This window comes from Actinomadura opuntiae, assembly GCF_030283205.1.
Classification (GTDB): Bacteria; Actinomycetota; Actinomycetes; order Streptosporangiales; family Streptosporangiaceae; genus Spirillospora.
Map to the genome: position 1 here is coordinate 83143 of NZ_JASNWF010000005.1, position 20600 is coordinate 103742.

The window sequence follows — 20600 nt, forward strand, 5'->3', positions numbered from 1 at the left end:
AGGAAAAGGCAGAGGCGCGTCGCGAGACGCCCCGGCAGGACGCATCGCAAGGCGAGAGGCGGACCCGATGGGAGCCGAGAAGTAGAGGCATATAGCAAAAATCCCGAGGTGCGTCGCGAGCCGAGCAGCGGGCGCGTTGTGCGACAAAGGTTTTTCAGCGAGAGATGAGAAGGGGAAGGGCAGTGGGTTGGCCGTGTGGTGGGGTGGCGCTGGCGTACGGGGCCGGCTCCGCCTGCCCCGCCCAGGTCGCGCCACCCCACCGCCCCCGAACCAGAGAACCAAGAGGCAGATCGGAAGAGCAGACCCAGCGCGCATGGGGCACCCATCTCGCGCCGGTGGTGCAACGTTCTCACAGGCGCCTCGACCAGGTGCGCGCCGACCAGCCCCTACCGGCAGGGCCTGCAGTTCCCGCGCCAACCGCATCTACCTGCGCAAATGCTGGATCGGCTGCACTATCCCGGTCAAGTCCGTACCGGCTCGGACTCGCGAGGAGCAGGGCAGGCATGGTGAACGCCTGCCGGTGTTCTGCGAGTTGGACCACCGGGCCGCGGTACGCCGTCGGGTGCGGCACCAATCGGCTGAAACGCCACTGTGCCGCGGCCACTCGAGAAACACCGGTGGGAGGCCGTCCTCCACATCACCGGCATCAACGACCGACTGACTGACCTGCACATCAAGACACACCCTCGCGAAGTGCTGATGTCGCCTGCGCCGCCGGTGAAGGGCGATGAAGTCTCGGGCGCTACAGCACGGCGAGGGGTTGGCCACCGTGCCGCGACGAGGGAATGGCGAGGGTCCGCGGCGAGGGAATCGGGTTTGGCTGACCTGGCCGCGCCCACTGCTAACGGAGCAGTGGAGGGCGGGTAGGTGATGTGGGCATGCCGGTTCGCCCGAGATCCCGGGTGGATTCGGGCGAACCGGTGGCGTGGAGGTGGGGTGGTTATGCGGCCCAGTCGAAGGTGGTGCCGGGTGGGCCGAGTGTGCCCGGTGGCCCGTTCCCAGTCCGGGCCCTTGACCTTGCGTCGGGTGGTGGCAGCAGCCGGTACACATACCGCCCGTCCGGGTCTTTGCTGATGCCGATCTGGGTCGGGCTGGTGTGTTTGAAGCGGTTGTGCCATCCGCAGGTGAGGGTGAGCTGGTCGATGTCGGTCGGACTGTGACCCAAGGCCCAGCCGTGGACGTGGTCGACTTCGCACAGCGTCCCGGGGATCTCGCACTCGCGTACCGCGCAGGTGGGGTAGAGGGTTTCCAGGACCCGGCGTTGGGCGGGGCTGGCGAACCGTTCCCGGTACCCGAGGTATAGGGGGTTGTGGCCGCGTCCCAGGATCAGTGGGGAGACTCCGGCTGCCAGGGCGATGCGGCGTACCTGTTCGGCCGGGATCGGGGTGCCGTCGGTGAGGTGGCCTGGGGCGTTGCCGCCGGTGAGGGTTTCGAGGTCGCAGATGACGGTGACCTTGGTGGCTTTGTGTCCGCCCGACAGCGCGCTCGACAGCGCTGCGGCGGTGCGTTCGGCGACGTCGCGGTGGTCGTCGGGTCCGGCCGGCTTGGCCAGCGGAGCCAGGGTGCCGTCCCAGATGGCGGCGTCTTCGGCGTTCAGCCAGCCCTTGATGTAGCGGCCGCCGTCCAGGGAGCCGGTGCTGGTGATCCAGGACTTGGCGTAGCCGCGCTTGGCGTCCTCTGGTTCGCGTTCGGTGTCGTCGCGTTCGGCGATGACGTCGCGGATCCGGTGGCCGAACACCGCGATCTTCCCCGGAGAGAACCCCTGGCCGACCATCTCCAACAACTTGCGCTCAGCCATAGCGCAATCGGTGTCGTCCAGCCGCGCCACCGAGTCAGCGACCGTAGTGGCGTACCCGTAGGACAGCTCTCCGGCCGCCAGGCGTTCGGTCACCTGCGGCAGGCGGTGGCGTTGCCGGGCGAGGGTGAGGCGTTCTTTAGCGCGGTTCTCTCGCATCCCCAGGCGGGATCGCAGCCACGCCCGGGTGGAGGGGTATCCCCACCTTTGCTGTTCGCCGGTGGCGTCGACGCGGCCGATGAATCCGGCCAGTGCGCTTTCTTGTAGATCGCAGGCGGTGGCCAGGTCTTCGGTGAGTTCCAGGCACGCGGCCGCCGATTCGGGGGCTTGTCGTTGGGCGAGTTCGGTGGCGATCGTTGAGAGCGCGTTCACCAATTCCATGGTGGACGCGCCCTCAAGGTCGACCGTCACTGACTGCATACCTAAAGTGTACCCCAAGTGACCGACAATTGCGTGCCGAGACGGGGGCTTCTTCTTTGCTGATCAGTGGAAAAATATTGCTCAGTGCGCCCCGGCTTCCTCCGCCTTTACCTGGTCGGCGAATTGTTCCTTTGGGGCGCTTTGTCGAACACGCGGACGTGGAGGGCGGTGGGGTGGCGCGACCCGGGCGGGGCAGGCGGAGCCTGCCCCTTGGCGCTGCCTCAGGGGCCGCAGAGGCTCCAAAGTCAAGGGTGGACGAAGTCCATCGCGAAGCGACGCCGAAGGCGCCCTTGACTTTGGAGGGGCGGCCCCGTACGCCAGCGCCACCCCACCGCACGGCCAACCCACTGCCCTTCCCCTTCCCATCCTCATCGAATACCGAGCAGCATTCACCGATAGGGCTCGTCGCCTTAAACCGATTCACCGAATATCCGGTTCGTCCCGGAAGGCGTCCCCCAAAAACACTCCATCGCCCAGTTAACTCACCACACAGAACGCGGTAGCGCGAACGGTTCCGTTCATGGGCGGCGGGGCGTCGTCCAAAGCGTCCACCCCAGAGTGACGGGCAGCGGTCAGTCTCGGTCTTCGCCGGTGGGGAGGGCGGTGACGCGGCCCGGCTTCCAGCCGCGGCGGCGGCCCAGCGGGATGACGGCGCCGCCGAAGGCGACGACCAGGGTGAGGCCGAGGGCGCCGCCCGCCACGGCTAGGCCGATGTTGCGGGTGCGGTGGTCGACGGGTTCGGCCTGCGCGATGGGGACGGGGTTGCTCAGGGGGCGGGAGACGGAGGTCTCGCCGGGCTTGGCGTTCGGCTCCACGATGGCGGACACCGCCTGCAGCGGGCTGATCATGCCGTAGCCGCTGCCCTGGCCGTTGCCGCCCTCGGCGGTGATCAGGATCCGGTTGATGACCTGCTGGTAGTTCAGGTCGGGGTAGCGGGACCGGACGAGCGCCGCGACGCCGGCGGCGTAGGGGGCGCTGAAGCTGGTGCCCTGCTGTCCGCCGATGTAGCCGGTGCCGACGGTCGAGATGATGTCCTGGCCGGGCGCGGAGACGTCGATGCGCGTCTTGTGGTTGGAGAAGTCCGAGATCGTGCCGTTCTCGTCCACCGCGGCGACGGACAGGACGCCCGGGTAGTTGGCCGGGTAGCCGGCGCTCTCCTTGCCGCGCTGGTCCTTGTCGACGTTGCCGGCGGCGGCGACGATCAGCACGTCGTGCTTCTTCGCGACCTGGACGGCCTGGCGCAGCAGCGTGGTGTCGGGTGCGCGCGCCGACACGTTGATGACGTCCGCGCCGTGCTCGGCGGCCCATTCGATGGCCTTCGGCAGCAGGGTGTTGTCGTCGGTGCTCTCGCCGGTGGTGAACTTGGCGTCCAGCAGCTTGACCTGCGGCGCGACCCCGACGAACGGGACGTTGCGGCGGCGCTGGTCGGAGGCGGCGATGATGCCGGCGACCTCGGTGCCGTGTCCGTAGCAGTCGGTGGGCGTGGTGTGCGTCGCGTCGAAGCTGCCGGCGATCTTGCCCTTGAGCTGGGGGTGGGCGGTCTCGATGCCGCTGTCGACGACGGCGACGGTCACGCCGGCGCCGCGGGTGATCGGCCATGCCTGCTCGAAGTCCAGCCGCCGCTGCGCCCACGGCTCCTGGGTGATCGCCGAGGCGGGCTGGCCGCCCGGCTTGTTGCACTGGGCGCCGGACGAGGGCTGCTGCTTCTGGGGCTTCTCGGTCTTCTTCGGCTCCGGCTTCGCGGTGGGCGACGGCGCGGCGCGCGGGCGGTCGCCGGGCGCGGCGGACGCGGCCGGGGCGAACACCAACGCCGAGGTCAGGGCCAGGCAGGTGGCGCCGGCCACGAGTCCCGCTCCGCGCATGCCTCATCTCTCCTGAAACCGTGCGAACGCCATGACTCTAGACGATCCCCGCCCTTACTCGGACTCCCCGTCCTTGCGCGGCGGCTCGACGCTCGTCCTCGTGGACGCTGACCAGGGCGCGCGGGTCGTCCCGGCCGGGCTCGCAGGCTGGCCCCATTCGCCGCCGGCGGCGTCGTAGTCGGACGGGTCGGGCCGCAGCGGGTACTGGCGCGGCGAGTGCGTGAAGGAGGTGAACGGGCAGGGCCCACCATTCGTCCAGGGCCGCAGGGAGCGGCAGGTCCCAGCGGGGACGCGGCGATGGGAGCCGGTTCGCGAAGCGGCCGTGGTCGGCGATCTCCCTCACGATGCAGCGTCAGGACGTGTAGTGGCCGTCGTCCATGCCGTCGCCGAAGTCGCGGGCCGACTTGGCGGCCTCCGCGCCGGTGCGGGCCCACAGGCTGCCCGCGACGTTGGCGGTCTGGCCGACGAACGAGCCGTCCATGGCCTCGGTGTAGCGGCGGTAGGCCGTCGGGGTGAACATGACCTCCGCGACGTTCGAGCCGTTGATCTTCGGGTCGGCCCAGCGGTTGATCTGGTCGCTGCGCCGGCCGAGCGCGGCGGCGGCGTCGGCGGCGCGGCCGCTGGTGCTGCTGAAGCGGTCCACGAACCGCCGGATGACCTGCAGCAGCCGGGCGAGCCGCTTGCCGAGCCGGGCGAACAGCGCGATGGCGTCGCCGACGACGCTGGCGATGAAGAAGCCGAGCGAGCCGCCGAAGGTGAACACCGAGGTCGCCAGGGCCAGCAGCGCCTTGGAGACGACCTTGCCGACCCATTCGGAGATCGCCGCGAACACGAACGCGCGCTCGACCGCGACGACCTGCCCGGCGACGGCGATGCCCTGCGAGGTGTGCTGCGCCGTCTGGGCGACGGCGTTCAGCGCGCCGACGTACTCCTTGGCCGTCTTGCGGTAGGCGGCGGACGCCTCGCCGCCCCACGCGGCGACGTCGCCGATGGCGTCGGAGTAGTCGTTCGCGGCGCCGATCAGCTCGGTCGCCACGTTGGACCAGGTCTTCGACAGCGCCTGGATCTGCTTGGGGTCGCCGGTCAGCACCTCAAGCGGCTCGCGCAGGAACGCGATGTGCTCCAGCAGCCAGCCGACGCCGGCGCTCAGGATCGCGCCGAGCGGGTCGAGCGCGATGCCGAGGGCGTCCAGGCCGACGGCGAGGCCGTCGACAGCGAGGGTCTCCCAGTTCTTGTTGTCGCCGATGTCGGCGACGAGGCCGTCGATGCTGTCGGCGAGGCCGGCGCCCTCGAACCGCTTCTGCCCCTCCGGCTGCGCGATCAGGTCGTTGGTGGTCATCGGGCCTGCTTCGTGAGGGCCTCGATGGCCTTCTCGACGGCCTCGTAGTTCTGCTGGGTGCTGCGCAGCCCGGTGGACATGGAGCGGCCGAGTTCGGCGGCCTTCTTCACCATGTCGTCGGAGTCGCCGAACAGGCCGGAGAGGGCCGGGACGATGAGCGGCGAGCAGAGCGCGCCGTACATCTGCCAGCCGCCGAGCGCGGTCTGGGCGGCGGCCTGGTTCGCCTTGTCGACGCGTCCGGCGACGTGGTCGACCTTGCCCGCGTGCGTGTCGAGCGCGGACCTTTCCACTTCGAAACCGTTCTCGCCCATGGGGCTCCTTCGGGTGCGGGGCGGTCGCCGGGGGTCGCCGGCGCGAGGGCGGGCGCTGAAGGTCGCCGGCGCCCGGGGTCACCAGGGCCGGCGGTCCTGCTCGCCGTCCTCGTCGATCGGGGGCAGCGCGGCGCGCAGGAAGTCCATGGCCTCGGAGTCGTCGCCGACGACCTGCGACATGATCTCGACGGTGCGGGCGGCGCCGCGCCCGCACGCCTTCCGGTAGGTCTCCATGATCGACGCGGTGAGCTGCGCGCCGGTCATCCGGTCGGCGTGCGAGGACAGCCGCAGGTCCAGCAGCACGCCGCTGGGGTTCACGGTGACGGTGACCGCGTGGTCGCGGCTGGTCAGCGTCGTGGTGTTCTCGGCCAGCTCCCGCTGGGCGCGGTCCGCGCGCTCCTTCATGGCCGCGGCCCACTGCTGCTGGTCGCGCAGCCACTTCTCGGGGTCGGCGATGGCGGGCGGCAGGTTCGGGTCCATGCACTTCTCTTCCGGACGGGTGACCGGATCCGGACATTACAACAAAGATTCACCCTGCCGCCACGTAACGATCTTCTTCGCGCCACGGCGCCGGATCACTCGCCGGAACGGTCCAGTTCCGCCAGCCGCGTCCGGTCGTCGAGCCACTCGTGCGGCGGACGGCCGGCGTCCAGCTCGACGAGCGGGACGTCCGGCGCCAGGTCGCGCAGGGCCCGCTCCAGCGCGCGCCGGTTCAGCCACCAGTCCCGCTGGTGGACGTAGGCGCTGACCGCATGGTCGCGCGGGAAGGCGTCACCGGCGAGGCGGTCGGCCATGAAGCCGAGGGTCTCGCGGTCGGCGTCGCGCAGCTCGCGACGTGCGCGGACGGCCGCGAGCCGCTGCTCGAACTCGGCGACGCCGCCCGGCGCGTCGTCCCGCAGGCTGACGCCGAGGTGGCGCATCGGCGCCCGGCGGACGACCCGGGGGACGTCGAAGCGGACGACCGCGTCCACGTCCGACCACGGGAAGAACTGCGGCGGCGCCCCGGGCCGCGCGCCGATCCGGACGCCGTCCGGCTCGACGGCGAACGCCGTCCACCGGCTGCGGACCATCCGGCGCAGGCGCGCGATCCCGCTGCCGACCAGCCACAGGACGAGACCGGCCCAGAAAACGATGCCGAGGACGGCCTGCCAGGCCCGCATCTCCCCCAGGAACGCCCCCGCCGCGACGAGCGGAGCGGCGGCCACGCCGATGACGATCATCAGGACGGGCAGCACCGGGACGAACCGGATTCTGTACGGCATCCGGCGAGCTTAGGGGCAGCGGCGGCCGTACTAGCATTCGGCGGGTGCAGTCCACCGCGCCGGTCCCTCCGCCCCCGGAGGAGCCGTTCGGCGAGAACGGGAACCGCGCGTCCGCGAGGCGCCGCCTGGTCCCCGTCATCGTCGCGTGCGCGGTCGCCGCGCTCGCGGCCGCGACGTGGGCGGCGGGCGGGTTCGCGGAGGCGCCGAAGCAGCCCGCCGGGAGGCCCGGCAAGGCGCTGGACGCCGGCCTGTTCACCGTGACCGTCCACGACGCGCGGATCGGCCTGGTGAAGGGCGCGTTCGACTCGGCGCCGAAGCGGTACCTGATCGTGCGGATGCGGGTCGTCAACAACGGCAAGGAGACCGCGTCGCTCGGCGATGGCGGGCTGGCCGACGGGCTCGCCGCGCGCACCAAGGTCGGCAAATGGGTCGAACCCGACGACGTCCAGGGCGTCGCGGGCGGCGCGAAGACGATCACGACGCAGCCCGGGCTGCCGGTCGAGGCGTCGGCGATGTGGAAGATGGGCCCGGCGGACGCTCCGACCCGGTTCACCATCGGGTTGCGCAAGTGGGAGTACCGGACCGGGTTCACCGACGTCAGCTACAACTGGTTGGTCGACCGCCAGAGCGACGCGCTCGTCGCCAGGATGACGCTCCCGATCGCCGCGCCCGCACCGGCCGCGCGCCCTGCGCCGACCGCGCGCCCCGCCCCGTCAGCGCGCACCGCCCCGTCGACGGTGCGGCCGACGCGCAACGCGTCGCGACCACCCGTCCGGCGCACCCGGCCCGCAAGGCCCCGGCCGACCGCGAGCCACCGGTGAACGGGCGCGCGCTGCTGGTGCGGGGCGGGACCGCCGCCGTCGGGACGGCCCTGCTCGCCGCCGCGATGTGGGTGCACACGATCCGCCCGAAAGTGGACGCCAAGGAGATGGACCCGATCCGCAACGGCGGCAAGGTCGGGCAGGTCGTCTCCAACCGGATGTTCAGCGTCCGGGTCGACGGGGTGAAGGCGGCGCGGTCGCTGGTGCCCGAGCTGAGCTTCGGGAACCAGCCTGCGATCGGCACCGACGGCATCTACCTCGCGGTGCGGATACGGGTGCGGAGCGAGCGCGAGCCGCTCCGGCTGGGGACGGCGATGCTGGAGACGCCCGGCGGCTACCGCTACCGCAACGACCCGCGGGTCGGCCCGTCGAGCAGCATCCCGGACATGGAGCCGATGATCTGGGCACCGGGCACGCTGCTGTTCGAGCTGCCGAAGAAGCGCCTGCGAGGAGCCCATCTGGTGGTCGGGACGGGCGGGCTGCTCCCCCAGCTGTCCGCCGCCGCCGACATCGACCTCGGGATCGGCGGGTCCGGCGCGGAGGCGCTGATCCGCGGCGCCGCCGACCGCTACGACCCGCAGGGCGGGACGCCATGACGACCGCCGGTCCCGCGTTCGGCGGCGCCCACAACGAGGCCCGCAACGACGCCCACGACCACGCCCGCAACGACGCCCACGACGACCCGCAGCGCACCAACCCCGACCTGCCCCGCGTCACGCCGGAGCCGCGCATGCGCCCCCGCGACCGGCGCATCGTCCAAGCGCTGGCGCTGACCGCACTGGTGCCCGCGTTCCTCGTCCTGAAGTGGACGGACGAGACCCACAGCGTGCAGAAGAACCTGAAACCGCCCGAGAAGGTGACGACCGTCCCGAACGGCGCGACCGGCACGCTGGCGGGCGCGCAATGGAAGGTGGCCGGGCGGCAGGTGCGCGCGCCGCTCGCGTTCGGGAGCAGGCCGAAGGACGACACCGTCACCGAGCTGCAGGTCGTGCTCGCGGTCCGGCCGGACGACGCGGCCGCCGCGAAGACGGTCGGGGCCTACGGCTTCGTCTACACCTTCACCGACGGCGGCGGCCGCAGCTGGTCGGCGACCGGCCTCACCGCCGGGACGCCGCAACAGGGCGCGGTGACCCGCCTCACCGTCAGGGGGACGGTGCCCCGAAGCGAGGCGGCGACCCTGGCGCTGCGGGTGCAGGCGCCGAAGACGTCACGGAAGCCCGGGGCGCCACTGCCTTCGCTGCGTTTCGCGCCGTGACCCGCGCCATCACCAGGTTGAACGCGGCCGCGAGCAGGCAGATCCGCAGGATCTGGAACACCAGCCCGGTTCCGTAGTCGACCATCGGCAGGCGCGGGATCCACCACGTCACCTCGTGCGGGCCGAGCAGCTCGTACACCCACCGGCGGGACGCGTCCTCGCCCACGTCCAGCGCGGAGAACAGCAGGCAGAACACCGCGAACGGCAGCATCCCGGACCGGCGGACGAGCCGCAGCCCGTACCAGGCGGGCAGCCACATCTCGCGGAACCCGCGGGTCAGCACCTCCCGGACGCTGCCCTGCCGCTCGATCCCGCCGGCCGCCGCGAGCCGCCGCCCCGCCCGGCCGCGGCCGATCACGACGCGCTCGTCGCCGGCGTCCAGGCCGAGGATGATCCCGGCGATGACCAGCCAGATCAGCGCGCCGAGCACCGCGTCCTTGAACGGCGGCCACAGGTCGAGGACGGGTCCCGCGGTGCCGTCGATCCACTGCCAGGCCCGGCGCCCGGTGAGCCAGTCGGCCGCCTCGCCGCGCAGGTGGTCGATCGTGAAGATGCCGAACAGCGTGAAGTTGATCTCCAAGAAGGCCATCAGCGCGCCCGCCGAGCGGCCGAGCCGCTCCTCCAGCAGCCACTCCACCGCCGTCTTGACCACGAAGAACCCCGCGGTGATGCCGACGGCGAGCACGACGTGCTTCTCCAGTGAGATCAGCATGCCCATGCCCTTGAGCTGCCCCTGGAAGCCGCCCTCGGCGAAGCCGCGGCTGGAGGCCATGTCGGCGAACTCGCGGGCGTCGTCGGTCTGCAGCCCCCAGGCCAGGTAGAAGATCACGAACGGCAGCGCCGCCCGCGCCATCGCGCCGACCACCGACTCCTCGTTGCCGACCGCCCACGGCGTCAGGTCGCCGTCCGCTTCGCGCGCGTGCACCACGTCCAGGCCCTCGCGGACGCAGTGCACCATCAGCACCGCGGTGGCCAGCGTGATCACCACCAGCAGGCCGACGGTGACCAGCGGCGCGACCGTCGCCGCCGTGCCCTTCATGCCGCCGAGCCGGTATCCGCCGTACAGCACGCCGTAGCGCAGCAGCCGCCCCGCGGTGAACCACAGGGTCAGCGGCAGGACGAACCGCCCCGCGAGCTTCAGCGCGGACCACGGGAGCAGCAGCGGCGACCGCGCGGACAGTACGGACATCGCGCCGATGCTACTCCGCGCGCCCTCGCCCGCCCCGGGTCGCGGCACCGAACGCCGAACCCCGCCGCCCCGGAACGCGGCAGCGAACGGCGAACCCCGCCGCCCCGGACGGACCGGGGACGGCGGGGTTCGGCGGTTCAGGCCGGCATCGGCCGGGGCGGAACGCGGTCCCGGCCCCCGGCGGGCGCCGGCGCGATCAGATGGCGACCTCGAGCGCGGCGACCTCGCCGGTCTTGGCGGTGACGGCGTTGTCGACGCTCACGCCGCCCGCCGCCAGCACGCGCACGGTCCAGTCGCCGTCGGCGGCGAAGAAGCGGAACACGCCCTCGTCACCGGTGACGACCTCGGCGGTGAACTCGCCGGTCGAGTCGAGCAGGCGCGCGTACGCGCTCGACACGGGGGCGCCGTCACGGGTGACGGTGCCCTGGATGACGGCCTCGTTGGTCAGGTCGACGGTCGCGGGAAGGTGCGCCGTCTGCTCGGGCGCTGCGCAGCCCTGGGTCATTGCTCCTCCATCTCCGTGCACACGGAAGGATTCGTTCCGCCGGCGGCGGTGGGGTTCGTGGACGGTGGCGTGCCGCTCGGCCCGCCGGACTCGTGGTCGCTCGGGTTACTGGGCTCGCCGGGTTACTTGGGCTCGCCGAGCTCGATCGGCACGCCGACCAGCGAGCCGTACTCGGTCCAGGAGCCGTCGTAGTTCTTCACGTTCGGCAGGCCGAGCAGCTCGCGCAGCGCGAACCAGGTGTGCGACGAGCGCTCACCGATCCGGCAGTAGGCGATCGTGTCCTTGTTCAGGTCGACGCCGGCCTCGGTGTACAGCTCCCGCAGCTCCTCGTCGGACTTGAACGTGCCGTCGTCGTTGGCCGCCTTCGACCACGGGATGCTGCGCGCGGTCGGCACGTGGCCGGCCCGCTGCGACTGCTCCTGCGGCAGGTGCGCCGGGGCGAGCAGCTTGCCGCTGAACTCGTCCGGGGACCGGACGTCGATCAGGTTCTTGGCGCCGATCGCGTCCACGACCTCGTCGCGGAAGGCGCGGATGGACAGGTCCTGCTCCTTGGCCTTGTAGTCCGTGCGCGGACGCGACGGGACGTCCTCGACCAGCTCGCGGGAGTCCAGCTCCCACTTCTTGCGGCCGCCGTCGAGCAGCTTCACCTTGTCGTGCCCGTACAGCTTGAAGTACCAGTACGCGTAGGCGGCGAACCAGTTGTTGTTGCCGCCGTAGAGGATCACCAGGTCGTCGTTGGCGATGCCCTTGGAGGACAGCAGCTGCTCGAAACCGGTCTTGTCCACGAAGTCGCGGCGGACCGGGTCCTGCAGCTCGGTCTTCCAGTCGATCTTCACGGCGCCACGGATGTGGCCCTTGTCGTAGGCGGACACGTCCTCGTCCACCTCGACCAGGACCAGGCCGGGGTCGTCCAGGTGGGCCTCGACCCAATCGGTGTCCACCAGGACGTCGGAGCGGCTCATGCGGGAACCTCCCTGTCGGAGCGAATCTTCGCGGTGATACGTCGGAAGAGCGGATACATCTCGCAGCCGAGGCAGAACCCGAACACCGCGTTCAGGAACGCCGCCGCCAGCGCGAGGGCGGTGGCACCGATGCCGAGCCAGGTGATCCCCGTCCCGTATCCGGCCGTCCCCGCCACGGCGAAGACGAACCCGACGCCCTGCGCGAAGCGGGGCGGGGCCGCGTCCTCCAGTTCCGCGGGAGGGGCGAGCCGGGGGCGGACCAGCGCTTTGAACACCAGCCCGTACGGGGCGTACCGCAGACCGAGGAACGCGCCGATGGCGAACACGACGGCCTGAGCGGCGAGCAGTGCCCAGCTTCCCGTGACCAGGACCGCGACGAGAACGACCGTCGTGACCGACGCGCCGAAGCGCGGCCCACGCGGATCAACCTGCATCGGGGTGCTCCATGGCGGAGAGGAAGCGTGCGTACGAGCGTGGAAATCGGAAGTGCTCGGGGCGCGGAAGGGCTCGATGCCTCAGGCCGGGCGACAGAGCGAGGCGGCCACGCGGCAGAAGTCGACCGCGCGGCGCTTCGTGAGCATCTGCTCTGTCCAGTAACGCACGACCACGATGTTAAGCCGACAATCCACGCGCTGTCACATCCGTCTCGCCTTGCGAGACAGTGACATGTGTCTTATCGCAGGTCATCCGGGTACGGCTCACGGGTTGACCTGCCCCTCCCGGCCCTTGACACCGCCGCGCGGCACCCGGCGGCCGGGCCGCCCCGTCACGGGATCGCGACGCCGAGGGCGGCGATCACGTCGGCCTTGCGGGGCGCTCCGGCGGCGCGGCGGACGATGCGTCCGGCGCCGTCCAGGACGAGCACCGTCGGCGTCCGCACCACGTTCAGCCGGCGGACCAGCTCCAGGTTCGCCTCGGCGTCCAGCTCCACGTGCGCGACGCCGTCGACCATCTCGGCGACCTCGCCGAGGACGCGCCGGGTCGTGCGGCAGGGCGCGCAGAACGCGCTGGAGAACTGGACGAGCGTGGCCTTCTCACCGAGATCGGCGCCCAGCTCGTCGGGTCGCAGGGTGTCGCCCGCGGACTCGCCCACCGTGCCGTCGCCGTCCTTCCCCGCGCCCGCCGCGCGCACGGGCGCCGGGCGCAGCACGCCGTCGCGGCGGCGGCGGACGAGTCCGAACACCGTCGCCGCCAGCAGCACCGCCACGGCGACCCAAACTCCGGTCATCGTCGACCACAACCCGCCGGAGCCCGCGTTTCTTCCACACCGCGAGCCTACGTGGGGATGGTGAGCAGCGGCTTGCCGTCCAGGCCGACGATCTCGAACGAGAACAGCTGGCCGCGCGGGAACATCGTCGAGCCGTGGTAGTCGCCGTAGCCGCTGTCGTACGGGACGGACCAGCTGCCGATGGCGTCCCGCCGCCCGTCCCGGGCGATCACCATCATCCGGCAGTGCTCCCCCTTCGGCACGCCCGCCAGGTACAGCTCGACCTGCGTGCCCCACTCCTTGCGCTGGAGCCAGACGACGCCCTTGATGTGGTTGTCGGGGTTCTCGGCGACGATCCGCTCCCCCCGGCCGGTCGGCTGCACCGTCTGCTCCGGCTCGGGCTCCGCCGACGGCGATGCCGATGGCGAGGCCGATGGCGAGGCCGACGCCGCGGGCGGCGACGCCGTACGGCCGCCGTCGCGGGAGGACGACACCAGGCCGCCGAACAGCCCCCCGACGACCAGCAGCAGGCACGCGGCGGCGGCGAGCGGGGCCCAGCGCGCGATCGAGCGCGGGCCCCGCCCGCCGGGCCGCCGCCCCGGCGGGCCGAGCCATCCCCTCCGTCGCTCGGCCGCGCGGGCCAGCAGGCCGTCCAGCAGCTCGGGGTCGGGCCCCGCCTGCTCCGGCCGGGCCACCTGCGCCAGCTGGGACTCCTCGACCCGGCCGAGCAGCGCGGGCAGCCCGGCCAGCCCGGCCAGCTCGTCCCGGCACGCCGGGCAGCCCTCCAGATGCGCATCGACCCGCCCGCGCTCGGCCGGGTCGATCGCGCCGACCACGTACACGCCGAGCGCGGTGCGCACGTCCGCGCAGTCGTTCATGGCGCCAACCCCCGCTCCTCCAATGCGAGTTTGAGCGCCCGCAGTGCGTAATAGGTGCGGGACTTCACTGTGCCGGGCGGGATGCCGAGCGTCTTCGCGGCCTCCGCGACCGACCGGCCGCGATAGTAGGTCTCCACCAGCACGGCCCGGTGCGACGGGGTCAGCTCGGCGAGCGCCTCGGCGACCGTCCAGGACTCCAGCGCCCGGTCGATGTCGTCCGAACCCGGCACCGTCGTCATCACGTGCTCGTCGATGCCCGTCTCCTGGGGCCGTGCCCGTCGCGCCCGGTGCGCGTCCACGACGAGGTTGCGCGCCACGGTGAACAGCCACGGCCGGACCGGGCGTCCCGCCAGCGCCTCGGGGTGCCGCCAGGCGCGCAGCAGCGTCTCCTGCAGGACGTCCTCGGCCTGGAGCCGGTCGCCGCCCGTCAGCCGCAGGACGTAGCCCAGCAGCGGGCCGCCGTGCTCGCTGTACAGAGCGCGCAGCAACCCCTCATCCGCGGTGGGACCCACATCCCTGTCACGTATACGCGGCCGCACCGGTTCAGGGCGTTCGCGGCTATTTCTGCTGCTGTTCGAGATCGTTGAGGTTGACGTTGTGGGCGGTCGCCCCGACCCGCAGCCCCTCGGGGGTCGGCTGGATCTCGCTGATCCGAGACCCGACGGGCAGGTCCCGCACCGGGACGACCCAGGTGAGCTGCTGGCGGACCAGCGTCAGCGGCAGCTGCGCGGCCCCGTCGGTACCCACCGACTGCGGCGTGATCGCGATCCCCTTGGAGGTCGGCTTCACCGACACGACCGCGGTGCCGTTCACCTGGAAGCCCAGGACGGTGCCGGTCAGGTCCACGGCGAGGTCGTCGCCCTTGGGGGCGATGCTCTTGACCTCCTTGGGCGCCTCCTTCTTGATCACGTCGTAGGGGACGATCGCGGAGGCGGTCGCGGTGTCGGCCGTCATGTTCGTGGTGTCGCCATTGATCACGTCCGACAGCGGCGCGTTCAGCCCGCGCATGTCCACCTTGACGCCGGAGACGGTGACGCCCTGCTCGGTCCAGTCGCCGATGTCCACCGTGATGTGGTTGTACTCGCCGCCGACCACCTGGGTCAGGAACGGGATGCCGTGGATCGTGACGTCGGGCTTCTGCGGCAGGTTGTACTGCGCCGCGACCTGCCGCCCGATCCGGTCCTGCGCGACCCGGACCCCGACCCGGTCGGCGACGACGAGGCCCACGGCGACCACGATCAGCAACGCCAGCAGTGCTTTGCGCATCTCTCTCCCTCGGGCGGCGGCACGCGTGCGACACCGTGCGGCCACACCTTATTGCCCCGAACGCCCGAGTCGAGTCGCACTGCGGAATGAGATCGCCGCGCCCGCCCGTCACTCCCCGAGGTCAGCCGCCGGCGAAGGGCGGCAGCACCTCCACCACGCCGCCCTCGGGCAGCGGCACCGACGCGTGCGGGCGGCCGCCCACCGGGTCGCCGTCGATCAGGAACGAGCTGCGCCCGACGACCCGCGCGAAGTCCGCGCCGCGCCCCTCGCGCGCCAGCGCCGCCTCGATCGCCTCCGCGAGCGTGGCGGCGTCGTACGGCTCCTCATGCGTGCCCGCCGCCGCCTTGGCGGCGGCCCAGTACCGCAGCGTCCCTCTGGCCACGCTCCCACGATCTCATGCCCGCGCCGCAGGTGGCCATTGCCCGGCTGGGCGGCTCGGATATGCTCAGGTCGAGGGATCCGGGCGACGAGGCCATGGAGTTCATCCGCAAGACCCTTCATGGTCACCTCGTCTTCGAGCCGCCGACCGTGGCCGGGGCTTGGAGGATGAGCCGCCTGGGTCCTACGTCTTTTGGGACGAGGAGGCGGGCACTTGAGCAGTCTGCTCTTGCTGACCAACGCGCTGGAGCCGTCCGACGAGGTCCTGCCCGCGCTCGGGCTGCTGCTGCACTCGGTGCGGGTCGCGCCGGCCGAGGCGTCCGCGCTGATCGACGCGCCGCCCGCCGACGTCGTGCTGGTGGACGCGCGGCGCGACCTGGTCCAGGCCAAGAGCCTGTGCCGGCTGCTGCGCACCACGGGGCTGGACTGCCCGCTGCTCGGCATCGTGACCGAGGGCGGCCTCGCCGCGCTCAGCTCCGAGTGGGGGCTGGACGACCTGCTGCTGCAGACCGCCGGGCCCGCCGAGGTCGAGGCGCGGCTGCGGCTCGCGGTCGGCCGGGCCGCCGCGGTCGCGGGCGCCGACGAGGTGCCCGGCGAGATCCGCAGCGGCGAGCTGACCATCGACGAGGCCACCTACACCGCGCGGCTGCGCGGCCGGATCCTCGACCTGACGTTCAAGGAGTTCGAGCTGCTGAAGTACCTCGCGCAGCACCCGGGCCGGGTCTTCACCCGCGCCCAGCTGCTGCAGGAGGTGTGGGGCTACGACTACTTCGGCGGCACCCGGACGGTGGACGTCCACGTCCGGCGCCTGCGCGCCAAGCTCGGCGCGGAGTACGAGTCGCTGATCGGCACCGTCCGCAACGTCGGCTACCGCTTCGTCCCCGACCACCGCCCCGGCGACGCCGAAGACCGAACCCCCGCCAAAGCCTAGTTGCCCAGGGGGGCGACCCCCTGGAACCCCCGTCACGGGCAGGCCCGCTGCACTCGCTCCGCGTGCCCGCCCGTGGCGGCGGCTGAGGCTCGAACCCGCCGGGTCAGCCCTTGCTGACGACGGCTCCGGTGTCGGGGTTGAGGATCACCTGCTTCGCCCTGGGGTGGCGGAAGTCGAGCATGCCCTGGATGCTGCCTGCGCGGGCGTCGAAGGAGGTGTCGCCGAGGCGGCCGGTGCCCCAGTTGTCCTCGATGAAGCGCAGCACCGACGCCTGCTCGACCGCGCGGTGGTCGACGTGGTTGACCTTCGCGTACGGCGAGATGACGAGCATCGGGAGGCGCTGGCTCGGGCCGCAGCGGTCCTGGTAGCCGCCGGCGGCCTTGACCTTCGCGCACAGCGGCTGGTCGACGGCCGGGTCGGCGGAGCCGTTGGTGATGCGCGGCGCGGCGTGGTCGTACCAGCCGTCGGAGTCGTCATAGGCGAGGACGACGGCGGTGGACTTCCACTCCGGCGACTTCTGCAGCTTGTTGACGGTGCCGGTGACGAACTTCTGCTCGTCGATCGGGTCGGAGTAGCCGGCGTGGCCGTCCTGGTAGGAGGGGGCCTTGAGGTAGCTGACCGACGGCAGGTTGTGCGCGGCGAGCGCGGCGTCGAAGTCGGTCAGGTCGTACTGGTGGTTGGCCTGGTCGGTGTGGCCGATGGCCTGGACCGACGACGGCGGCAGGTGCTTCTCGTTCGCCGTCGACCTGTAGTACTGGAACGGCTCGTGGTGCGGGCTGTAGTCGACGACCTGGTTCTTGCCGATGTTGGCGTGGGCGGCGCCGCAGACGGCGTAGCCGTCGGCCTTGCCGGTGGGCCGGAACCCGCCCTGGAACCAGCCCCACGTGACCTTCCGGGCGTTGAGGAGGTCGCCGACGTTCTTGCCGGTCATGACGGCGAGGGCGTTGGTCGAGGTGTGGTTGTTGTCGGAGCAGTCGTCGAACGCCGGGTCCGGGTCGTTGATCATCGTGCCGATGCCGTCGGCGTCCGGGGACTGCACGGTGTAGGCGTCGGAGACCTTCTTGTGGGTCTTCGGGTCGACCGCGTACACGCCGTGGGTCTGGCCGGAGATGAGGTTGATGGCGCCGGGGGTGGACGGCCCGAACGTCCCGTCCCACGAGTTGTCGCTCATGGCGTAGTGCTGGGCGTAGTTCCACATGCCGGTGACGGTGTTGCCGTCGTAGTAGTCCATGACGAGGCCCGGCTCGCCGAACAGGATCGGCTGGCCGGTGCACTTGTCCTTGCCGGTGAACTCGACGAACTTGTCCATCCTGCCGCCGTTGACGGCCTTCTGCTCGGCGCCGTAGCCGTGGTCCTGGTCGCAGGTCAGCGCCTGGGACGGCGACAGCCGCTTCGGGTTGTACTGGTTCGGGTTGTGCTTCAGGAGCTTGCTGGTGAGGCCGTCGACCTTCGGGGTGTGCTTGGCGGGGTGGAACGGCGTCCCGTCGGTGTTGGCGGCGTGCGGGTACGTGCCGAAGTAGTGGTCGAAGGAGATGTTCTCCCCGTAGATCACCACGACGTGCTTGATCGGCGTGCGCGCGGGCGCGCCGGGCCCGTGGCCGGCGGCGCCGTGCTGGGCGGCGAGCCCGGCGGACGCGCCGGACGCCCCGCAGGCCGCGGCGAGGCCGGCGAGCCCCGCCGTGACCGCCGCCGCAGCGATCAGCACCGGCCGGCGGCGGGCGCCGCGGCGGCGCCCGGTCCCGGCCCGGGCTTGTGGACCTGGTGTCTCCCGCATGTCTCCTCCTCTGGTGAGGGTCTGCAGGCGCGCCGCGCGCCTACTGGAGCAACCCCCGGCCGAGATGATCTACCCGATCTCTGACGCCGGGAAGAACGAAGAAGCAACCGCCGCCGAACGGTGATATGTAGTCGGTCAGCGGTTCGTCCGCGAGCCGCTCCTGGACGGCCTCGAACTGGCGCTGCGGATCCTGCTGGAAGCAGGTGAAGACCAGCCCCATGTCGAGGTTGCCCGCGCCGTCCACGCCCCGGTCGTAGTTGCAGGACCGGCGCAGGATGCGGCTGTTCTCGGTGTCGGGGACGCGCGGGTTGGCGCGCCGGATGTGGCTGGTCAGCGGGATGACCTTGCCGACGGGGTCGGCGGCGTAGCGGGGCTCGTCGGTCTCGTGGACGCCGTCGAGCGGCGCGCCGGTGTCGCGGCTGCGGCCGAACATCTGCTCCTGCTCCGGCAGCCCGACCCGGTCCCAGAACTCCACCAGCATCCGGATCAGCCGGGTGACCTGGTACGTCCCGCCGGCCGTCCAGGACGGTTCGTCGCCGCCCGCCCACACCAGCCGGTTCATCGCGTCGGCGTCGGTGACGTCGGGGTTGGCGATGCCGTCCTTGAAGCCCATCAGGTTGCGGGGCGTGCCGGACGGGCGGGGCCGGTTGCTGAACCCGTTCATCCGCCAGCGGATCTGCATGCCGCCGCGGGTGTGCCGGCAGATGTCGCGCAGCGCGTGCAGGACGGTGTCGTCGTCGGCCGCGCCGAGGCTGAGGAGCAGGTCGCCGTGGCACCAGGCCGGGTCGAGGTCGTCGCCCGGGAACGTCCGCATTTTCGTGAGCCGCTTCGGGCGCCGCGCGGCGAGGCCGAACCGGTCGTCGAACAGGGACGCGCCGACGCCGGCGGTGACGGTGAGGCCGCCGGCGGGGGCGTCGGGGCCGAGGATGCCGGAATCGGCGGGCGGCGCGCTGATCCCCGGCTCGGCCGGGACGCCGCCGCCGGTCAGGGCGCGCGCCCGGTCGGTGAGCGTGCGCATGAGGTCGGTGAGCTCGGCCTTGCTCTCGGCGATCACGTCGAACGCGACGACGATCGTGCGGGCCTGCGGCTCCTCCAGGATCCCGGCCTGGTGGACGCCGTGGAACGGGGCCGCCTTCGGCGACGGCGTGGACCGCTCCTTCGGCTCCGCCGCACCCGCGCTGCCCGTCGTGACCGCGCCCGCGACACCGGCCGCGAGCGCGCCGCGCAGGAACGACCGGCGCCCCGGCCCCGTCACGACGTCCTCCGGACTGCGGCGACGGTGGCGACCGACGCGAGCCTTTCGACCAGCTCTCCCACCGCGCCGTTGATGTGCTCGCGGTCGGTGGTGCTCAGCTCGTCGAGCGGCGTCCATCTCCCGTGCTCGTGCTGCGCCTCCAGGAGTTTCGCCGTGCGGCCGAGCCAGGTGTCGATGCCGGTCAGGTCCATCCGCGGCTTGAGCACCGGACGCATCGGGTCGAGGACCGCGCGGGTGCCTTCGAGGTTCGCCGACGCGGTGGCCAGCGCCGTCCCGCTGCCCTGGTCGCCCTTGCCGGTCAGCTCGAACTGCACGGTGTTCTCCAGGATCTCGTGCGCCCGCAGCCCGAGGTCGGTGGGGTCGATCTGCTCGCGCGGGAAGTCGTCGATCAGCGCCCGGACGTCGCCGGCAAGCTGATCCGCGGGCTTGCGCAGCGACGCGGCGGACTCCCCGTGCCACAGCCCGTACTCCACCCGCCGGAACCCGGTGAAGCCGGAGTCGTGGACGCCGCCGGGCAATCCCGCAGGGCGTCCGTCGATCTTGTCGGCGAAGTCGCCGAACGTGCCGTAGGCGGCGCCGAGCCGCTCGTAGGCCAGATGCGCGGGCAGCCATTTCCCGCGCGCCGCGTCCAGGTCGCCCGACCGGACGGCGTCGCGCAGCTCGTCGGTGCGGTCCCGCAGGACGCCGAGGCCCTTGGTCACATAGGCACGATAAGACCGCAACGCCGGAAACAGGTCGTTCTGGGTGACCGGACGGACCGCCGGGCCGCCCGCAGGCCCTCGCACCGCAACCCTCGGACCCGTGACGGGATGCCCACCCTCCGGGAAGCACCAGAACGCGTAGGTGCCGCCGCCGAGCGTCACCCGCATCGACCGCGTCGTCCCCGGCCCGACCCCCTCCAGCTCGGCGTAGATCGCGCCGCTGGACGGGTCGATCAGGTCGACCTCGGCGGAGGCGCTGTCGGAGTTGTGCACCCGCAGCGTCTGCGTCCCGGCGCGCGGGTCGCCCCACCCCTGCCCGCAGTGCGCCCGGTCCGCCTGCACCACCGTCCCACCAGCGCGATCGTCGCCCGAGCAGGCCGCAAGCGACGCCGCGAGCGCCGCGCATACCGTGCATACTCCGCACACCGTGCACGCCGAACCGCTCAGCAGCCGCCGCCACCCGGACGCACGATCAACGGTCACCGCGGC

23 protein-coding genes are annotated in these 20600 nt (G+C 71.9%); 4 read left to right on the top strand and 19 right to left on the bottom strand.

Features of this window, described 5'->3' with window-relative positions; translation table 11 throughout:
- Window positions 1–940 precede the first annotated feature (940 nt).
- From QP089_RS11580 to QP089_RS11605, 6 genes are all read right to left on the bottom strand, one after another.
- Complete coding sequence (locus QP089_RS11580; protein WP_285911529.1) at window positions 941–2215, bottom strand: HNH endonuclease signature motif containing protein; 1275 nt, start codon at window positions 2213–2215, stop codon at window positions 941–943.
- 572 nt (window positions 2216–2787) lie between these two features.
- Window positions 2788–4077, bottom strand: coding sequence for a S8 family peptidase (locus tag QP089_RS11585; RefSeq protein ID WP_285911530.1), 1290 nt, complete (start codon window positions 4075–4077; stop codon window positions 2788–2790).
- A 352-nt stretch (window positions 4078–4429) separates the two neighbouring features.
- The gene (locus QP089_RS11590; RefSeq protein WP_285911531.1) at window positions 4430–5416 is read right to left on the bottom strand and encodes a WXG100 family type VII secretion target; all 987 of its coding nucleotides are present in this window, start codon (window positions 5414–5416) and stop codon (window positions 4430–4432) included.
- The gene (locus QP089_RS11595; protein WP_285911532.1) at window positions 5413–5727 is read right to left on the bottom strand and encodes a type VII secretion target; all 315 of its coding nucleotides are present in this window, start codon (window positions 5725–5727) and stop codon (window positions 5413–5415) included. Before QP089_RS11595 ends, QP089_RS11590 begins: the two co-directional genes overlap by 4 nt.
- Before the next feature lie 78 nt (window positions 5728–5805).
- Window positions 5806–6207 carry a YbaB/EbfC family nucleoid-associated protein gene (locus QP089_RS11600; RefSeq protein WP_285911533.1) on the bottom strand — a complete coding sequence of 134 codons (402 nt, stop codon included), beginning with the start codon at window positions 6205–6207 and terminating at the stop codon, window positions 5806–5808.
- 95 nt (window positions 6208–6302) lie between these two features.
- Complete coding sequence (locus tag QP089_RS11605) at window positions 6303–6989, bottom strand: hypothetical protein (protein ID WP_285911534.1); 687 nt, start codon at window positions 6987–6989, stop codon at window positions 6303–6305.
- A gap of 44 nt (window positions 6990–7033) precedes the next feature.
- Between QP089_RS11605 and QP089_RS11610 the strand changes: the two genes are divergently transcribed.
- The 3 genes from QP089_RS11610 to QP089_RS11620 are packed head-to-tail and all read left to right on the top strand — an operon-like array spanning window position 7034 to window position 9065.
- Complete coding sequence (locus QP089_RS11610; protein WP_285911535.1) at window positions 7034–7810, top strand: hypothetical protein; 777 nt, start codon at window positions 7034–7036, stop codon at window positions 7808–7810.
- The gene (locus QP089_RS11615) at window positions 7807–8406 is read left to right on the top strand and encodes a hypothetical protein (protein WP_285911536.1); all 600 of its coding nucleotides are present in this window, start codon (window positions 7807–7809) and stop codon (window positions 8404–8406) included. Before QP089_RS11610 ends, QP089_RS11615 begins: the two co-directional genes overlap by 4 nt.
- Entirely contained in the window at window positions 8403–9065 is a 663-nt protein-coding gene (locus tag QP089_RS11620; RefSeq protein WP_285911537.1) for a hypothetical protein, read from the top strand. Before QP089_RS11615 ends, QP089_RS11620 begins: the two co-directional genes overlap by 4 nt.
- Here QP089_RS11620 and QP089_RS11625 read toward each other — a convergent pair.
- From QP089_RS11625 to QP089_RS11665, 10 genes are all read right to left on the bottom strand, one after another.
- Window positions 8953–10254 (bottom strand): hypothetical protein, encoded by a 1302-nt coding sequence (locus QP089_RS11625; RefSeq protein ID WP_285911538.1) that lies wholly within the window; start codon window positions 10252–10254, stop codon window positions 8953–8955. The genes QP089_RS11620 and QP089_RS11625 overlap by 113 nt on opposite strands.
- Before the next feature lie 196 nt (window positions 10255–10450).
- Entirely contained in the window at window positions 10451–10759 is a 309-nt protein-coding gene (locus QP089_RS11630) for a DUF1416 domain-containing protein (protein WP_285911539.1), read from the bottom strand.
- Between the two features lie 122 nt (window positions 10760–10881).
- Window positions 10882–11721, bottom strand: a complete 840-nt coding sequence (locus QP089_RS11635) for a sulfurtransferase (protein WP_285911540.1) — start codon at window positions 11719–11721, stop codon at window positions 10882–10884.
- A complete protein-coding gene (locus tag QP089_RS11640) occupies window positions 11718–12155 on the bottom strand; it encodes a DUF4395 domain-containing protein (RefSeq protein WP_285911541.1) in 438 nt (145 codons plus the stop codon). The genes QP089_RS11635 and QP089_RS11640 overlap by 4 nt, the downstream gene beginning before the upstream one ends.
- 81 nt (window positions 12156–12236) lie before the next feature.
- On the bottom strand, window positions 12237–12302 hold the full coding sequence (locus QP089_RS48780; protein ID WP_353070578.1) for an Ms5788A family Cys-rich leader peptide: 66 nt from the start codon (window positions 12300–12302) through the stop codon (window positions 12237–12239).
- A gap of 185 nt (window positions 12303–12487) precedes the next feature.
- Complete coding sequence (locus QP089_RS11645; protein ID WP_285911542.1) at window positions 12488–12949, bottom strand: thioredoxin family protein; 462 nt, start codon at window positions 12947–12949, stop codon at window positions 12488–12490.
- Between the two features lie 47 nt (window positions 12950–12996).
- Complete coding sequence (locus QP089_RS11650) at window positions 12997–13806, bottom strand: anti-sigma factor family protein (RefSeq protein ID WP_285911543.1); 810 nt, start codon at window positions 13804–13806, stop codon at window positions 12997–12999.
- A complete protein-coding gene (locus tag QP089_RS11655) occupies window positions 13803–14345 on the bottom strand; it encodes a sigma-70 family RNA polymerase sigma factor (RefSeq protein WP_446474024.1) in 543 nt (180 codons plus the stop codon). Before QP089_RS11655 ends, QP089_RS11650 begins: the two co-directional genes overlap by 4 nt.
- A 19-nt stretch (window positions 14346–14364) precedes the next feature.
- Window positions 14365–15072: an LmeA family phospholipid-binding protein gene (locus tag QP089_RS11660; RefSeq protein ID WP_285911544.1), complete on the bottom strand. Its 708-nt coding sequence runs from the start codon at window positions 15070–15072 to the stop codon at window positions 14365–14367.
- A gap of 121 nt (window positions 15073–15193) precedes the next feature.
- The gene (locus QP089_RS11665) at window positions 15194–15454 is read right to left on the bottom strand and encodes a MoaD/ThiS family protein (protein ID WP_285911545.1); all 261 of its coding nucleotides are present in this window, start codon (window positions 15452–15454) and stop codon (window positions 15194–15196) included.
- A gap of 210 nt (window positions 15455–15664) precedes the next feature.
- Here QP089_RS11665 and QP089_RS11670 point away from each other — a divergent pair, with 210 nt between their 5' ends.
- Window positions 15665–16381 carry a response regulator transcription factor gene (locus QP089_RS11670; RefSeq protein WP_285911546.1) on the top strand — a complete coding sequence of 239 codons (717 nt, stop codon included), beginning with the start codon at window positions 15665–15667 and terminating at the stop codon, window positions 16379–16381.
- Window positions 16382–16484: 103 nt separating this feature from the next.
- Here QP089_RS11670 and QP089_RS11675 read toward each other — a convergent pair whose 3' ends face one another.
- From QP089_RS11675 to QP089_RS11685, 3 genes are read right to left on the bottom strand one after another with little or no spacing between them, the layout of a single operon-like run.
- Window positions 16485–18155 carry a phospholipase C gene (locus QP089_RS11675; RefSeq protein WP_285911547.1) on the bottom strand — a complete coding sequence of 557 codons (1671 nt, stop codon included), beginning with the start codon at window positions 18153–18155 and terminating at the stop codon, window positions 16485–16487.
- Between the two features lie 40 nt (window positions 18156–18195).
- A complete protein-coding gene (efeB, locus tag QP089_RS11680) occupies window positions 18196–19410 on the bottom strand; it encodes an iron uptake transporter deferrochelatase/peroxidase subunit (protein WP_285911548.1) in 1215 nt (404 codons plus the stop codon).
- The gene (locus QP089_RS11685) at window positions 19407–20594 is read right to left on the bottom strand and encodes an EfeM/EfeO family lipoprotein (protein WP_285911549.1); all 1188 of its coding nucleotides are present in this window, start codon (window positions 20592–20594) and stop codon (window positions 19407–19409) included. Before QP089_RS11685 ends, efeB begins: the two co-directional genes overlap by 4 nt.
- Between the last annotated feature and the right edge of the window lie 6 nt (window positions 20595–20600).

Excerpts from the sequence above, each read along its gene's own strand:
- QP089_RS11580 (WP_285911529.1), bottom strand. The coding sequence starts at position 2,215 with ATGCAGTCAGTGACGGTCGACCTTGAGGGCGCGTCCACCATGGAATTG.
- QP089_RS11585 (WP_285911530.1), bottom strand. The coding sequence starts at position 4,077 with ATGCGCGGAGCGGGACTCGTGGCCGGCGCCACCTGCCTGGCCCTGACC.
- QP089_RS11590 (WP_285911531.1), bottom strand. The coding sequence starts at position 5,416 with ATGACCACCAACGACCTGATCGCGCAGCCGGAGGGGCAGAAGCGGTTC.
- QP089_RS11595 (WP_285911532.1), bottom strand. The coding sequence starts at position 5,727 with ATGGGCGAGAACGGTTTCGAAGTGGAAAGGTCCGCGCTCGACACGCAC.
- QP089_RS11600 (WP_285911533.1), bottom strand. The coding sequence starts at position 6,207 with ATGGACCCGAACCTGCCGCCCGCCATCGCCGACCCCGAGAAGTGGCTG.
- QP089_RS11605 (WP_285911534.1), bottom strand. The coding sequence starts at position 6,989 with ATGCCGTACAGAATCCGGTTCGTCCCGGTGCTGCCCGTCCTGATGATC.
- QP089_RS11620 (WP_285911537.1), top strand. The coding sequence starts at position 8,403 with ATGACGACCGCCGGTCCCGCGTTCGGCGGCGCCCACAACGAGGCCCGC.
- QP089_RS11625 (WP_285911538.1), bottom strand. The coding sequence starts at position 10,254 with ATGTCCGTACTGTCCGCGCGGTCGCCGCTGCTGCTCCCGTGGTCCGCG.
- QP089_RS11630 (WP_285911539.1), bottom strand. The coding sequence starts at position 10,759 with ATGACCCAGGGCTGCGCAGCGCCCGAGCAGACGGCGCACCTTCCCGCG.
- QP089_RS11635 (WP_285911540.1), bottom strand. The coding sequence starts at position 11,721 with ATGAGCCGCTCCGACGTCCTGGTGGACACCGATTGGGTCGAGGCCCAC.
- QP089_RS11640 (WP_285911541.1), bottom strand. The coding sequence starts at position 12,155 with ATGCAGGTTGATCCGCGTGGGCCGCGCTTCGGCGCGTCGGTCACGACG.
- QP089_RS11645 (WP_285911542.1), bottom strand. The coding sequence starts at position 12,949 with ATGACCGGAGTTTGGGTCGCCGTGGCGGTGCTGCTGGCGGCGACGGTG.
- QP089_RS11650 (WP_285911543.1), bottom strand. The coding sequence starts at position 13,806 with ATGAACGACTGCGCGGACGTGCGCACCGCGCTCGGCGTGTACGTGGTC.
- QP089_RS11660 (WP_285911544.1), bottom strand. The coding sequence starts at position 15,072 with ATGCGCAAAGCACTGCTGGCGTTGCTGATCGTGGTCGCCGTGGGCCTC.
- QP089_RS11675 (WP_285911547.1), bottom strand. The coding sequence starts at position 18,155 with ATGCGGGAGACACCAGGTCCACAAGCCCGGGCCGGGACCGGGCGCCGC.